The 13,698-nt window shown below is 65.3% G+C and carries 12 protein-coding genes; 7 read left to right on the top strand and 5 right to left on the bottom strand.

Going from position 1 to position 13,698, the window contains the following annotated elements; genetic code table 11:
• Positions 1 to 84: 84 nt before the first annotated feature.
• Positions 85 to 1,671 (bottom strand): DUF349 domain-containing protein, encoded by a 1,587-nt coding sequence (locus FBY31_RS03935; protein WP_142037156.1) that lies wholly within the window; start codon positions 1,669 to 1,671, stop codon positions 85 to 87.
• A 67-nt stretch (positions 1,672 to 1,738) separates the two neighbouring features.
• A complete protein-coding gene (locus FBY31_RS03930; protein WP_142037154.1) occupies positions 1,739 to 2,545 on the bottom strand; it encodes a peptidylprolyl isomerase in 807 nt (268 codons plus the stop codon).
• Positions 2,546 to 2,772: 227 nt separating this feature from the next.
• Here FBY31_RS03930 and hisS point away from each other — a divergent pair, with 227 nt between their 5' ends.
• Positions 2,773 to 4,143, top strand: coding sequence for a histidine--tRNA ligase (gene hisS / locus FBY31_RS03925; protein WP_142037151.1), 1,371 nt, complete (start codon positions 2,773 to 2,775; stop codon positions 4,141 to 4,143).
• On the opposite strand, the gene FBY31_RS03920 is transcribed toward hisS, so the two are convergent.
• Together FBY31_RS03920 and FBY31_RS03915 are read right to left on the bottom strand one after the other, a co-directional pair.
• Positions 4,140 to 5,504 carry an HNH endonuclease gene (locus FBY31_RS03920; protein ID WP_235013170.1) on the bottom strand — a complete coding sequence of 455 codons (1,365 nt, stop codon included), beginning with the start codon at positions 5,502 to 5,504 and terminating at the stop codon, positions 4,140 to 4,142. The two genes, hisS and FBY31_RS03920, sit on opposite strands and share 4 nt — an antisense overlap.
• A gap of 89 nt (positions 5,505 to 5,593) precedes the next feature.
• Entirely contained in the window at positions 5,594 to 6,832 is a 1,239-nt protein-coding gene (locus FBY31_RS03915; protein ID WP_142037148.1) for an APC family permease, read from the bottom strand.
• Between the two features lie 109 nt (positions 6,833 to 6,941).
• On the opposite strand from FBY31_RS03915, the gene aspS reads away from it, so the two are divergent.
• From aspS to FBY31_RS03890, 6 genes are all read left to right on the top strand, one after another.
• Complete coding sequence (gene aspS, locus FBY31_RS03910; protein WP_142037145.1) at positions 6,942 to 8,720, top strand: aspartate--tRNA ligase; 1,779 nt, start codon at positions 6,942 to 6,944, stop codon at positions 8,718 to 8,720.
• Positions 8,721 to 8,840: 120 nt separating this feature from the next.
• The gene (locus FBY31_RS03905) at positions 8,841 to 9,575 is read left to right on the top strand and encodes a GNAT family N-acetyltransferase (protein ID WP_142045025.1); all 735 of its coding nucleotides are present in this window, start codon (positions 8,841 to 8,843) and stop codon (positions 9,573 to 9,575) included.
• 233 nt (positions 9,576 to 9,808) lie between these two features.
• Entirely contained in the window at positions 9,809 to 10,204 is a 396-nt protein-coding gene (locus FBY31_RS03900; protein ID WP_142037143.1) for a hypothetical protein, read from the top strand.
• Positions 10,205 to 10,221: 17 nt separating this feature from the next.
• Positions 10,222 to 10,884: a hypothetical protein gene (locus FBY31_RS03895; RefSeq protein WP_142037140.1), complete on the top strand. Its 663-nt coding sequence runs from the start codon at positions 10,222 to 10,224 to the stop codon at positions 10,882 to 10,884.
• 338 nt (positions 10,885 to 11,222) lie between these two features.
• Complete coding sequence (locus FBY31_RS22790; protein ID WP_160142439.1) at positions 11,223 to 11,837, top strand: hypothetical protein; 615 nt, start codon at positions 11,223 to 11,225, stop codon at positions 11,835 to 11,837.
• A 44-nt stretch (positions 11,838 to 11,881) separates the two neighbouring features.
• Positions 11,882 to 12,808 carry an alpha/beta fold hydrolase gene (locus FBY31_RS03890; RefSeq protein WP_160142438.1) on the top strand — a complete coding sequence of 309 codons (927 nt, stop codon included), beginning with the start codon at positions 11,882 to 11,884 and terminating at the stop codon, positions 12,806 to 12,808.
• Positions 12,809 to 12,971: 163 nt separating this feature from the next.
• On the opposite strand, the gene FBY31_RS03885 is transcribed toward FBY31_RS03890, so the two are convergent.
• The gene (locus tag FBY31_RS03885; protein ID WP_142037135.1) at positions 12,972 to 13,643 is read right to left on the bottom strand and encodes an acVLRF1 family peptidyl-tRNA hydrolase; all 672 of its coding nucleotides are present in this window, start codon (positions 13,641 to 13,643) and stop codon (positions 12,972 to 12,974) included.
• Between the last annotated feature and the right edge of the window lie 55 nt (positions 13,644 to 13,698).

Below are 13,698 nucleotides of genomic sequence, written 5' to 3'. Positions count from 1 at the left end.
CTGCCCCGCCACCGTTAACAGGCACAGGCCCGGTTCCGGTTATGTGGATAACCGGAACCGGGCCTGTGCCTGTCGGTAAAAGGCCTAGGCCAGTTCGCTGGCCGACCGCTGGATCTGGTCCAGCCAGGCCTGCCGTGCTTCCAGGGCTTCCTGGGCAGCCTTGATCCGGCGCTGGTCGCCGGACTTCTCAGCCTTGGCAAGGTCTTCCTGAAGCCCGGCGATGGCGGACTCCAGCTGCGAAAGGGCGCTGTTGGTGCGTGCCTTCCGCTCAGGGTTGGACCGCTGCCACTGCTCTTCCTCGGCGTGGCGGACCGCATCTTCCACCTTGCGCAGCCCGGCCTCGACGCGTCCCATGTCCGCCCTCGGCACCTTGCCCGCCTCTTCCCAGCGGTCCCGGATGGACTGCAGGGCCTTCTTGGCAGCTGCCAGGTCCTTCACCGGGAGAATGGCGTTGGCTTCGGTCAGGAGGGCTTCTTTGACCGTGAGGTTCGCGGCGTATTCATGGTCAATCTCATCATTTGCCGCCTGGCGCGCCGTGAAGAAGGCATCCTGGGCGGCACGGAACCGGGCCCAGAGGGCGTCGTCGTCCTTGCGGCTGGCCCGCGGTGAGGCCTTCCACTGGTCCATCAGGCGCCGGTATTCTCCAGCTGCGAAGCCCCAGTCGGTGGAGGTTGACAGCGCTTCGGCGTCGGCGATCAGCTTTTCCTTGGTGGACTTGGCAGCAGAGTTGTTGCTGTCCAACTGTGAGAAGTAGGCGCGGCGGTGGCGGTCGAAAACAGTGCGGGCGGCACGGAACCGCTTCCACAGGGCGTCCTCGTTGCTCCGGCCCAGGCGGACTCCGCTCTTCTGGGCCGCCTTCCAGGTCTCGAACAGTTCGTTCATCCGGGCGCTGGAAGTCTTCCACTGCGTCTGGGCGGGATCCTGTCCGGAAATCTGTTCGGCCTCGGCCACAATGGCCTCGCGCGCAGCGAGCTCGGAGGCGCGGACGGCGTCGTGCTCAGCCTTCTCCGCCTGCTCGAGTTCAGCGATCTGCGTGGACAACTTATCGAGGCGCGCCTCTGCTGAGCGGAGGTCCCCCACCATGTTGCGCTCGGCGAGCTGCTCGCGCAGGTGGGTGACAGTCTTTTGCATGTCGGTGCTGGGGGCCTTGGAACTGACGCGCTGTTCGAGCAGCACAATCTGGGCCACCACGTCGTCATATTTCCGCGCGAAGTAGGCCAGGGCCTCGTCGTTGCTGACTCCCGGGTACTGGCCCACGGGATGCTCAGCGCCGTCGATGTTCAAAAAGACGTGTCCGTCGCCCTCAACGCGGCCCCATTTGGACGCTTCTGCCAGCGACGTTGCGGGCGCTGCGGGGACGGGTGCTGCGGCGGGTGCGGCGGCTGGTTTCGGCCGGGAAGCAAAGGCGGCCGGGGAGGGCGCCGGGCGGGGTGCCGGTGCCGGAGCCTTGTTTTCCGGGGCACTTTCCTCGGGGGCTTCTGCTGCCGGGGTGCTGGCCTCTTCGGATGTTTCCTCGGGGGCTTCTGCTGCCGAGGTGCCGGCTGTTTGGGAGGTTTCCACGGGAGCTTCCGCTGCCGGGGTGCTGGTTGCTTCAGCTGCTTCCTCGGGGGCGGGCGCCGCCGTCTCGGTCAGGTCTGTTGCTGTTTCGTCGGATTTCTGACTGTCTGTCACCGCTAAAAGTCTTTCGCTTGGAGGAAAATACTCAGGTCCTGCACCGCAGCCTATGAGGCCGGGCTTCCTACTTCAGAGAAAACGAGTCTATCGTGACTGGTTCCACAGGTGTGCCGTCTGTGTCGCTGCTGCCCGGTGTAATCCCGGCTGCAGCTATATTCGATACCACATCAAGGCCGGAAGTCACCCTCCCCACCACGGTGTAGCCACCGGCGCTGTCTGCCGTAATGACAGTGTCCTTGTAGACGACGAAGAACTGCTTTCCGTTCCCAAAGGCGTTGTTGCCGGTTCGGGCCACGGCGATGGTTCCGGCCGGATAAGTATTATCGGCGGGTGTGTTCTCCAGGGGGCCCCATGTGTAGCCGGGATCGCCCTGCCCTTCGGGACCGGAGGCGCCGCATTGCAGCAGCCCGAACGTCTCACCCGTGGTGAGACGGTGGCAGGCCTTGGCATTGAAATAGCCTTCGTCGCTGAGCGACTTAAAAACAGCGGCGGCCTGTGGCGCTTTTGTGCCGTCCAGTTCCACGGCCAGCGGGCTGCCGTTCAGTACCAGCTCGCCGCTGAAGGTCTTGCCGGCGGCCGTTTCGGCAGCAGGGATGTTGGGGCCGTTGGTCGCCTGCGCGGACGGGCTTTCGGACGCGGAAGGACTGGACAGCCCGGCCTCGGCGGCAGCAAACTCCTCCTCGTTGGGGTTGCCCGCGAAGGCCGTCAATTGGAGGACGACGGCGAGCACCACGGCGGCAGTTCCGGCGCCGGCGGCGATCAGGTTGTCGCGCTTGCGCCGCTTCTCCTGGTCCCGGCGCAGCTCGCGCTTGGCTTCCATCTGCTGGATGCGCCGCTTTGCTTCGCGGGCGCTTCGTGGACTGGCCGCCAAGGGTCCTCCTTATTGTCGGGCTGCTGCATTGCGTGGCGCGGGGCCCCGGGAGCAGGTGTCTGACCGCCGAGCCCTGCGGTTCCCCTGCATTAGAGATGCTGGCGGATGACGCATAAACTGACTGCCGCACATAGTTTATGCATGACTGGCTGGACTGCCGCCGTTCCAGGCCCGTTTCGGGCCGCGGGCAAGTCCCAGGCACTCTTATCAAGAGGAGAAAATCCACCATGGCACGCACCGCCTCCCTGTCCGGATTCCCCGAGTGGCTTCCCGAGGAACGGTTGGTGGAGCTGCATGTGTTGGATACGCTGCGCCGGGTATTTGAGCTGCACGGTTTCGCTTCCATTGAGACGCGGGCGGTCGAAACGGTGGGGCAACTGCTGCGCAAGGGTGAAATTGACAAGGAAGTGTACGGTCTCAGCCGGCTCCAGGAGGACGAGAGCGAGAATCCTGTCAAGGGCGGCAAAGCGGATCCGCACGCGCTTGCACTCCACTTTGACCTGACCGTTCCGTTCGCCCGTTACGTGGTGGAGAACGCCGGCTACCTCGCCTTCCCGTTCCGCCGCTACCAGATCCAGAAGGTCTGGCGCGGCGAGCGTCCGCAGGAAGGCCGCGCCCGTGAATTCACGCAGGCGGATATCGACGTGGTGGGGGACGGTGAACTGCCCTTCCGCTACGACGTCGAAATCGCGCTGGTCATCGCAGAGGCCCTGAACGCCCTTCCCATCCCGGACTTCCGCCTGCGGGTCAACAACCGCAAACTCGCCGAGGGCTTCTACCGGGGCATTGGGCTGGAGGATACGGCCGGCGTGCTGCGCAGCATCGACAAACTCGAAAAAATCGGTCCCGTGAAGGTTGCCGAGTTGCTAATGGCGGAACTGGGTGCAACGGACCAGCAGGCGCAGAAGGCCCTGGAGCTGGCGGGAATCCGAACTGAGGACACCTCCTTCGTGGAACAGGTGCGCGCCTTGGGAGTCAGCAATGAGCTGCTCGAGGAAGGCCTGAGCGAGCTGGAACAGGTCATCGACGCCGCTGTTCAACGTGCTCCCGGCAAGGTTTTGGCCGACCTCAGCATCGCCCGCGGCCTGGACTACTACACCGGCACCGTGGTGGAGACGGTCCTGGTGGGTCACGAGCAGCTCGGCTCCATCTGTTCCGGTGGCCGCTACGACGCGCTGGCCTCGAAGGGCAACCGGAAGTTCCCGGGTGTGGGTCTTTCGATCGGCGTCACCCGGCTGGTCTCCCGCATCCTCAGCCAGGAATTGGCCAAAGCCTCCCGCTCGGTCCCAACCGCTGTGCTTGTTGCCCTGACTCACGACGAGAGTTGGAGTGCCGCCCAGGACGTGGCCGCCCAGCTGCGCAGCCGCGGAATCCCCACGGAAGTGGCAGCCAAGGCGGACAAGTTCGGCAAACAGATCAAATTCGCCGACCGCCGCGGCATCCCCTTCGTCTGGTTCACGGACGACGACGGCACTCACCAGGTCAAGGACCTCCGCACCGGCGACCAGGTGGTGGCATTCCCGGAGACCTGGACCCCGCCGGTAGAGGATCTGACCGTACAGGTGTCCTCGACAGCTCCGGTGGCATCCGCGGTTTAGAGCCGCGGGTGCTCACGGCGACGGCGGCGCGGCCTAGCCTCTGCAGACGCTGCCAGGCCGGCCACTGGCGTTCGGACTGGCGGGCTTGAAGTCACGGACCACCCCGGCAAAGGTGGCGCGGTTGAGCGGTAGGTGTGGCCGGTGGGTGTCCGGGTTTCCACGGAGTGCCGCTGGCCTGGACGGGTAAGTGTCCGGGTTGTCCAGCCGGGGTTTTCTTTGGTGTGGTTGCAGGCTTCGCAGAGGCCTTGGCCGTTGGTGCTGGTGGTTGGGCCGTTGTTGTGCCAGGGGATGATGTGGTCGTGGTGGCGGATGGGCGCGTCGCAGTAGGGGGTGCGGCAGGTGTGGTCCCGTACCTGGATGAAGCGTCGGAGCCCGGGCGGGAAGAGCCTCGCCTTGGAGTCCATCGCGAGGAGTTCGCCATTGGTTGGTGCGGTGTAGAGCCGGCGGACCCAGACGTTGAACCTGGTGGTGTCCGCATTGCCCGCAACTCCAGAACCGTGTGCTCCTGTGTCCGGATCTTTTGGTCCAGGTGTTCCGGTGGCTGCGGCTCCGGATCCTTCACCAGCCAGCAGTTCTCCTGTGACTGCTTTCCTGGCCCATTGGCCGGGGACGATGCCGTAGCCGGTGAGGCGGGCGGGTTCGCTGTCGCCTTGGAAGAGGGTGCGGTCGGTCATGACGAGCTGGAGGTCGATGCCGGTGTAGCCGCCGGGGGTGCCGGTGATGCGTTCGATCAGTTCGTCGGCCATGATGGCGCCCTTGGACCGTTCGTCGCCGGATGATTTCAGGGTGTCGGCGTGGCGGGTGAGGGCTGCGTAGGCGGCGACGCCCTGCGCGACCGGGACCAGTGCGGTCAGGTAGGCCATGGTGTCCGGTGCCGGGCGGAGGCTGACGGTACGCTCCGCCATGGCCTGGGAAGCCCGCCGTGCGAAGGATTGGGGGTCGCGCCGGTATGCGGCGGCCCGGACGGCGGCGGTGATGGTGCGGTCCCCGGCGCCGGCGAGGGTGCCGGTGTCCGCGGCGATTTCCTCGTCCACGGCGGCCCGGTCCTGGGCGGACAGGCAGGCGGTTTCCTTCACGATCAGGGTGGCGCACCACTCGTTCAGCTGCCCGCTCTGAAGCGCTGCGAGGGTGTGGGGCATTTCGACCACCAGGGCTTTGGCCAGACCCAGGAGCCTGGCGCCGCGTGCCGGGGACTCGCGCCGGGCCAGGGCGATTTCGGCTCCCACCCCGGCGCCGGGTTCATCGGCGGGCACACCCGCGGCGGCCTGCTCCTGACGTGTTGCCAAGTCGCAGGCCACGGCGATCCGGGCCTGCTTGGCAGCTGTATGTGGATAACCCACCCCAGCGCCCCAGACAGGCAGTACTGCAGCGACAAGTCGCCCAACCGCTGTCGTCCGTAAAAGCCTGAACCAAGCAGCAGGGTCTGTCCCTCGGGCGGCGCCCGTCGGTGTTATTGGCGGAACCGCAGCACCAGCCAGCGCCCCGCCACCCCTGCGGCCAGGACCGCCGTCATGGTCACTACGGAGGCAACCGGAAGAGTGAAGGCCAGCAGCAGGCAGCCCAGGAAGCCTACGGCGTTCAGCCACTTGGGCGCGTACCCCGGGTGCACCTTCAAGGTGTAGGCGGAGGCGTTCGCCACCGCATAGTAGACGAGCACGCCGAAGCTGGAAAAGCCCACTACCGTCATGACGTTCGTGGTGAGCAGGAGCAGGATAATGACGGCGGCCACAGCCAGCTCCGCAACGTACGGCACCGTGTGCTTGCCGCCGATCCTGGCCAGCGGGCGGGGAAGGTCGCGCTCCCGCGCCATTGCGAGGGTGGTGCGGCCCACGCCGGTGATGAGGGCGAGGAGCGCACCCAGGCACGCCGCCGCCGCGCCTGCCTGCACTGCCGGGCCACCGGCCGCCAACTGCGACTGCAGCACGGCTTCCAGCAGAGGAGTTTGCGTGGCCGCAAGCTGTCCACCCGGAAGGTGGTTGAGGAGCAGCAAGGCCAGCGCCAGGTAAATGGCAAAGGCCGAAGCCAGCGCGCCAAGGATGGCCCGCGGGATGGAACGGGAAGGATTTTTCACTTCCTCGCCAAGGGTGGCGATCCGGGCGTAGCCGGCGAAGGCGAAAAACAGCAGGCCAGCGGCAGGCAGGACGCCCCCAAGCCCGTCCCGGTCATTTGTGTCTGCCGCGGAAGGGTGCGGCCCAACTATCGCGGCCACAGCAACGAACACCAGGGTGGCCAGCACCATACACAGCAGGATCCGGGTCAACAGGGCCGTGCGGGTGATTCCCAGCAGGTTCACCACGGTCAACGCCACAACAGCAGCAACGGCCACCGGGACCGCGTAACTCCCGGCCACATAGCTTCCAAATGTCAGCGCCATCGCCGCGCAGGAGGCAGTTTTTCCCGTGATGAATCCCCAACCCGCGAGGAATCCCGGCCACTCACCCAGCTGCTCGCGGCCATAAACGTAGGTTCCGCCGCTGGTGGGATATTTTGCAGCGAGAGCCGCGGAGGCCACCGCGTTGCAGTACGCCACCGCCCCCGCGAGGACCACCGAAACCACCAGCAGATTTCCAGCCAGCGCGGCGGCAGGCGCGAACACAACGAAGACACCTGCGCCGAGCATGGAACCGAGGCCGATTGTGGTGGCGTCGAAGGTGCCAAGCTTGCGTTGCAGCTCCTGGTGTGCGCTCATGCGGTGACTGTCCTTGGGTAGCGGGTAAACTCGAACGGGATCGTTCCCCGATCGATCCTATTTAACTTCCTGTATGACTTCCCGCTGTTACCCCGCAGAAAGGCGTGCTGTGCTGCGCACACATGACCTCGGATCCCTTCGTTCCGAGCACATTGGACAAACCGTAACCCTCGCTGGCTGGGTGGGCCGCCGTCGTGATCACGGTGGTGTGGCTTTCGTGGATCTGCGCGATGCTTCCGGCGTGGCACAGGTGGTGGTCCGCGAGGAAGAAGTGTTCCACGGCCTGCGCAACGAGTATGTCCTGCAGATCACCGGCACCGTCTCCAAGCGGCCGGAGGGCAATGAGAACCCTGCGCTGGCCACCGGCGAGATCGAAGTCATGGCGGACAAGGTGGTCATCCTCAACACCTCTGAGCCGCTTCCGTTCCAGATCGATGAGCACGTTGAAGTGGGCGAGGAAGCACGCCTGAAGCACCGCTACCTGGACCTGCGCAGGCCCGGCCCCGCCCGTAACCTCCGGTTGCGCTCGGAGGCAAACCGCGTGGCCCGTGAGCTGCTGCACCAGGATGGCTTCGTGGAGGTTGAAACCCCTACGCTGACGCGTTCGACGCCGGAAGGTGCCCGGGACTTCGTGGTCCCCGCCCGCCTGGCGCCGGGTTCCTGGTACGCCCTGCCGCAGTCCCCGCAGCTTTTCAAGCAGCTCCTGCAGGTGGGCGGCTTTGAGAAGTACTACCAGATCGCACGCTGCTACCGCGATGAGGACTTCCGCGCGGACCGCCAACCGGAATTCACCCAGCTCGACATCGAAGCCAGTTTCGTGGACCAGGACGACATCATTGCCCTCGGCGAGAACATCGTCAAGGCACTGTGGAAGTTGATCGACGTCGAGATTCCTACCCCCATCCAGCGGATCACCTACGCGGACGCTATGGCACGGTACGGCTCGGACAAGCCCGACCTCCGCTTCGGCGTGGAGCTGACCGAGCTCACCGGGTTCTTCAAGGACACCAACTTCGGTGTATTCAAGGCTCCGTACGTCGGCGCCGTGGTGATGCCCGGCGGCGCCTCCCAGCCGCGCCGCACCTTGGACGGCTGGCAGGAGTTCGCCAAGCAGCGCGGCCACAAGGGCCTGGCGTATGTCCTGTTCAAGGAAGACGGCGAACTGGCGGGCCCTGTCGCCAAGAACCTCACGGACACGGAGCGTGCTGGACTGGCGGATGCCGTCGGCGCGAAGCCGGGCGACTGCATCTTCTTCGCGGCAGGCGAGAAGTCCGCAGCCCGGGCCCTGCTGGGTGCTGCCCGCGTCGAAATCGGCCACCGCACCGGCCTGATCGACCCCAGTGCCTGGGCCTTCTGCTGGGTAGTGGACGCGCCGATGTTCGAACCGGCCGCCACAGCGGTTGCGTCAGGTGACGTGGCCGTGGGCGCCGGCAAGTGGACGGCCGTGCACCACGCATTCACCTCGCCCAAGCCCGAGTTCCTGGACACGTTCGACCAGGACCCGGAGTCTGCCCTGTCCTACGCCTACGACATCGTCTGCAACGGCAATGAAATTGGCGGCGGTTCCATCCGTATCCACGAGCGCGATGTCCAGGAACGGGTCTTCGAACTGATGGGCCTCGACCGGGAAGATGCCCAGACGAAGTTTGGCTTCCTGCTGGAAGGCTTCAAGTACGGCGCCCCTCCGCACGGCGGGATCGCGTTCGGCTGGGACCGCGTGGTGGCACTGCTGGCTGGTGTCGAATCCATCCGCGACGTTATCGCCTTCCCCAAGACCGGCAACGGTTACGATCCCCTGACGGCGGCCCCGGCCCCCATCACGCCGCAGCAGCGCAAGGAAGCCGGCGTGGACTTCAAGCCGGAAGCCAAGCCGGCAGAAGGCAAGTAAAGCAGCAATCCGTTTGGCCTGAAGGCTCTCCTGCAAGGGAGGGCCTTCAGGCTTAACTACAGAGGAGGACCTGTGGCCCCCGTCCATTTGGGTCAGCAAGCCTGCGGCTATGAGCCGCTGATGGATGCTGCGTGGCCTTCCCTGGAGCGCCACGACACGGGGGAGTGGGTCCTCCGCGCTGCCGCCGGTGTCACCCAGCGTGCCAACTCGGTGTGGCCGCGGAGCACTGCTGAGGTGCCCGTGGACGCGCTGCGCGAGGCGATGCAGTGGTACCGGCAGCGGCGGTTGCCCCTGATCTTCCAGGTCACGGATACGGCTGCCAACTCCGGCCTCAACGACTTCCTCGACGAACAGGGCTTCACCCGCCAGTCGGAGACTGTGATCATGGGGCGTGGAGCCGAAGCGGCCGGGAACACATGTGTGGACTCCGGCGTCGAGCTTGCAGCAGAGCCCTCGGCAGAATGGCTGAGGCTCTGGTGGAGCGTCGACGGCCGGGGTGGCGGGGAGGCCCTCGCCACTGCCCGCAGAATCCTGGCAGGCTGCCCCTCCTTGTACGCCCTGGTGAGGGACGACGACGGCGTCCCCGCCGCCGTCGGACGCCTCGCCATGGTAGAGGGGACCGGCGGGATCTACTGCATGGCCGCGGCTGCATCACACCGCCGGCGCGGTTACGCTTCAATAGTGCTCGAGGCGCTGCTCTCCGAAGGCGCCACCCGCGGCCTTGAAAGCTTTTGGTTGCTGGTCACGGCGGCCAATCATGCCGCCCAGCAGCTGTACAGCGGGGCAGGATTCACGGAGTCCGGCCGTTATCTCTACCGCCAGCAGCGGCCCCGACGGGCGCTGACGGGCTGCTGACACCCTCCTGAGTGCCACCGGCAGGGTCAGGATGCAGGCTGGGGCAACGGCCACGTCCCTGACAAAGTGCAAAACCCCTAGTTTTCGGAAGCAACGCAGCGAATAAGAGTCAAAGACCGGGCCCGGAGTGGCCTGTTTGTCCTGAGGTTGCGGGTCATTTGACCCTAGGCCAGCTCGCGGGAGCCTGCAAGGCTGAGGCCATTAACCACGCGTTTGGCACGGAAGGCTTGACTATGTTCACTCTTCGCACCCTCGGCGGTATCGCGCTGCTGATGGCCGGAAGCAGCTGGCTCTGGCTTACTCCCGCTTTTGCTACTCGCGGCCAGGACACCACCGGGGCCTTGTGGAACACCACTATGGTTCTTTCCCTGGTAACCATCCTTGGTTTCTGCGTCGCGACCTGGGGATTGTTCGCCCGATGGAGTTGGTGGGAATACGCTGCACTCGTCTCCGCGGCGCTGGGGCTTCTTGCCCTCGTGCCGTACTGGTTTGCCGCTGTAGGCGCCGGCGAGACAATCGGGACGACCGCATGGAATGCTTTCGTGCACGTGATGATGGTCGGTCTCGTGGCGGTGCTGCTGCTCGTGCCGCCGTTGGAGCGGTGGGTCGGCCAGCAGGTCATGGGCTGAGGGATGAGTTGGATGACATGACCATATCCAGCCACCCAGAGTCCAGCGTGGACTCGGCCACCAGCGGCCATCAGTCGTCCAGGGCGGCGCTTATGCTCGGATTCTGGGCGGCGATCGCTACTGCGATCACTTACATCACTTTCGACGTCGGCTTTCTCGCAGACCCGATCATGGTTTCCCCTTGGGACGTTTGGATCCCTATAGGGGCCTCAACTCTCATCGCGCCCGCCTTCTTACTGCTGACCGTGAGCATCCACTATTCCACTCCGGCAGAGGTACGGGTCTGGACACACGGTGCGATGCTCTTCGCGACCGTCTACGCCGCGCTAGCGGAGTTGGTTTACTTTACCTGGCTGTTCGTTGTGCAGCCGCGAGTAATGAATGGCACCCAGGGGGAGGTCGAGCTCCTGATCTTCCAGCCGGGCAGTTTCCTGCAGATGGTTGACGCGGCGGCGTATACATCAATGGGGGTCGCGGCTATGTTGACGGCTGCTGCCTTTACGGGCCGGAAGGGTAGGTGGCCCCGTTGGTTTGCTATCGCCAACGGTCCTGCTGCCGTCCTCGTATTGGTCTCCTACATCACCAACCAGTTCCTATTCGGCCTGCCCGCCGGGTTGTTGATGCCCGCGTACGCGATTAGCGCGGCGCTGTGGTTCCACCGGTCCTCAGGAAGGACCTGATTGCCTCCTCAAACGCGAGAAGGAGCAACTGCGCTTTAGTGGTCTACAGCTCGCCTGATTGGGCAGCCACACCCGTGGACCGAGGCGCCCGCAGACGTTGCCGAGAGCTCCCGCGGGACCTTTGCCTCTGCCGTTCATCCCGCGAATGCTGTGTGCTGGAGCTACACGGCAGTGGCGGCCAGCACGCTTCCCGCCGTGAAATGCAAGCTGGCCACGGGAGGGCTGAGCGCATGAGGCTCGATGACTTACTGCGTCAGCAGAGAAATGGTTTAACGGCGGTCAGGCCGGACGGCTCGGCGGCATCGTGCAGGAGAACTGCGTACCCAGCGTACTCGGCCATGGGCCCTTGGCCTGCACGGGCGTTCGCCGTCCTCATATGGTTTCTCGATGCGGGCCGATTCCTCGACGCGGTGGTCGGAGTAGAACTTGACCTTGTCAACCTACTCATTGGCGTTCTGATCCCGCTCTCCTTTGTCGTAACCCTGGCCTGTCTGCATGAAGCAATACCGCCCGCACGGCGGCTTTGGACCCGGCTGGGGCTGGTGTCCGCCGGCATGTGGGCAACGGTCAGCATGTCTGCCTACCTCCGGCAACTGACAGTGGTGCGGTTGGCAGAAGAGCAGAGTCATTTGGGCGAGGTCTCGCTGATCGGTTTCGGTGAGCTTGACAGGACGTCCGCAGGTTGGAGCCTGAACGTCTCCGGATGGGGCGTCTTCCTTACCCTTGCCCTGTTCTTTGTCTCACCCGCGGTTGTCGGCAACGGGCGAGCGCGACTTGGACGTTGGGCGTTGCGGCTGAGCGGGGTTTCAATGCGGCTCCTCGCGGTGGGTTTCGCCGCCGGCTCCGAACCGGTCCAGCTCCTGGGGGCAGGGTTTGGCTGGTTTCTGGGTCTCCCGGTCTCCGGCCTTGTGCTTGCTTCGATCCTCAGCTCCGCCCGAACGGGGACGCCGTGAAGCAGTGGTCAACGCCGGCGAGGCGTGCCGGGGCAGTGGCGGCCATGGCAAGTGTGGCAATCGCACTCCTGACGCGGCGGCTGGTCAGCCGAAGGCAGGGTGAGCTCTCCGGATTCCGCAGCCCTGATTCTGAGCGCCTTTACCTGCAGGCCTACCAGAAGGTGTTGGCACAGTGGCCGGTTCCGTACGAGGAAATCACCATCCCAACACCGTTCGGGAACACCCAGGTAGTTGCCAGCGGTGACCGCGACGCGCCGCCCCTGGTCCTGCTGCACGCCACCGGGACCAGCTCAACCGGGTGGTTGCTGAACACCGGCCCGCTGAGCAGCAGCTACCGTGTCTTTGCCATCGACATCATGACTGAAGCGGGGAAATCCAAGCAGACGAGACTGCTTAGCGACCGCGGAGACTGCGTGCAATGGCTCTCTTCCGTCCTCGACGGGCTCGGACTCGAGCGCACGCGCTTGGCCGGCTGGTCCTTCGGTGGGTGGATAGCACTCGCGTTCACCATCGACGAGCCGCAGCGGGTGGAAAAAACGGTGCTCCTGGCTCCATTCGGTTCTCTTGCTCCGTACGCCCCGGCGGTGCTCGTCTTCCTCAAGATCGGACCGTACCTACCGATGGGTCCTCCCGGGAGCCTTGCCTTGCGGATGATGTCCCCCGGCTACCAGTTTGACGATAACTTTGCGCGGCAGTTCATCCTCGGCGGCCGGTACTTCAAAGCCGCTGACCCGCGCGTCAGCGTCTTCCCCAAGCCGTTCACCGACGAGGAACTCCGCACCATCCGCACCCCGGTCCTGTTGCTCGTGGGCGGCCGGGAGTCCACCTTCGACCCTCACCGCGCCATCAGCCAGGCACAGCGTTGCATTCCAGTTGTGCAAGCACAACTTATTCCTGGTATCGGTCACATGATCGCCATGGAAGCCGCCGAGGTGGTCAACGACAGGGTGCTCCAGTTCCTCCGCTCTTGACCTCCCGCGTGGAGGCGGAACTTCCCGGCGTCTGAAGTATGCTCCCATCAGCGACCCGCCAGCCGCGTTACCAACCTCTCAGGTTGATACACCTAGGCAGTAACGAGGGCACGGCGCCCCGGCATCAAGGCGTGGTTGTGGATAACAATGACGGGCTGCTGACTCAAGAAGCGTCGGTGACCTGGATCCTCACAGCGCACGCATCCGCGGCGGCTTTCCGCAGCACTGCGGCCTTGGGATCCGGGACGTCAAGGTAGGCCAGTCGGGGGAGCCCAGCGTAGCGGGCAAGGGCCGGGTGGTCGAGCACAAAGCCAGCTAATGCCCTGTCCCCGCCGGGAACCACGTATTCAAATGACCCGCCGGAGAACACCCGCAGCGCCTGTTCTGCAACAGTTTCCACCAGCGCGTCCGCCTGGTTGGACCGGCGCCGCGCGAACCGCTGCTGCGACTGGCCGCCGGCGGCCGTCCGGGACTGCACATAAGTGGAACCCACCTTCGAAGCCATAGTTGTTCCCTCAGCCACCACGGCCACGCCATACCCTCCCCGCCGCACCAAAAGAAGGCCCAGTCTGCGCGGCTGGGACGCGAGCGAGGCCAGCCGCTCCAGTCCGTCCGCGCCGCGGCCCGGCCGGCCGTCCACCGGCCAGGGGGCCTGAAGGAGCGCTTCGGCGCCGTCGGACGCCACGAGGTGCAGGCCGTCGTCGTCATCCCTCACTTGGAACCCGCCGTGCGCCGCGCCGAACCTCTCCGCCCACCCAGGAAGGCGGGCGCCCGGAACATAAGCCGTACGGACGGAGGGCGTGCGCTGTGCTCCGGCGGCGGTACGTGCGGGCATGCGGCATCCTTCGTTGAGCGGCGGCGGCGGCTTCGGCGGGAAAGCCGAACGACTG

Source organism: Arthrobacter sp. SLBN-100 (assembly GCF_006715305.1).
Classification (GTDB): domain Bacteria; phylum Actinomycetota; class Actinomycetes; order Actinomycetales; family Micrococcaceae; genus Arthrobacter.
The sequence above is the reverse complement of the archived record's forward strand: the minus strand, read 5'-3'. Positions and strand labels throughout refer to the sequence as shown.

What these genes read in the sequence shown, in the direction of transcription:
- hisS (WP_142037151.1), top strand. Translation starts at nt 2,773, where the DNA reads ATGGCACGCACCGCCTCCCTGTCCGGATTCCCCGAGTGGCTTCCCGAG.
- FBY31_RS03915 (WP_142037148.1), bottom strand. Translation starts at nt 6,832, where the DNA reads ATGAGCGCACACCAGGAGCTGCAACGCAAGCTTGGCACCTTCGACGCC.
- FBY31_RS03905 (WP_142045025.1), top strand. Translation starts at nt 8,841, where the DNA reads ATGGATGCTGCGTGGCCTTCCCTGGAGCGCCACGACACGGGGGAGTGG.
- FBY31_RS03900 (WP_142037143.1), top strand. Translation starts at nt 9,809, where the DNA reads ATGTTCACTCTTCGCACCCTCGGCGGTATCGCGCTGCTGATGGCCGGA.
- FBY31_RS03895 (WP_142037140.1), top strand. Translation starts at nt 10,222, where the DNA reads ATGACCATATCCAGCCACCCAGAGTCCAGCGTGGACTCGGCCACCAGC.
- FBY31_RS22790 (WP_160142439.1), top strand. Translation starts at nt 11,223, where the DNA reads ATGGGCCCTTGGCCTGCACGGGCGTTCGCCGTCCTCATATGGTTTCTC.
- FBY31_RS03890 (WP_160142438.1), top strand. Translation starts at nt 11,882, where the DNA reads ATGGCAAGTGTGGCAATCGCACTCCTGACGCGGCGGCTGGTCAGCCGA.
- FBY31_RS03885 (WP_142037135.1), bottom strand. Translation starts at nt 13,643, where the DNA reads ATGCCCGCACGTACCGCCGCCGGAGCACAGCGCACGCCCTCCGTCCGT.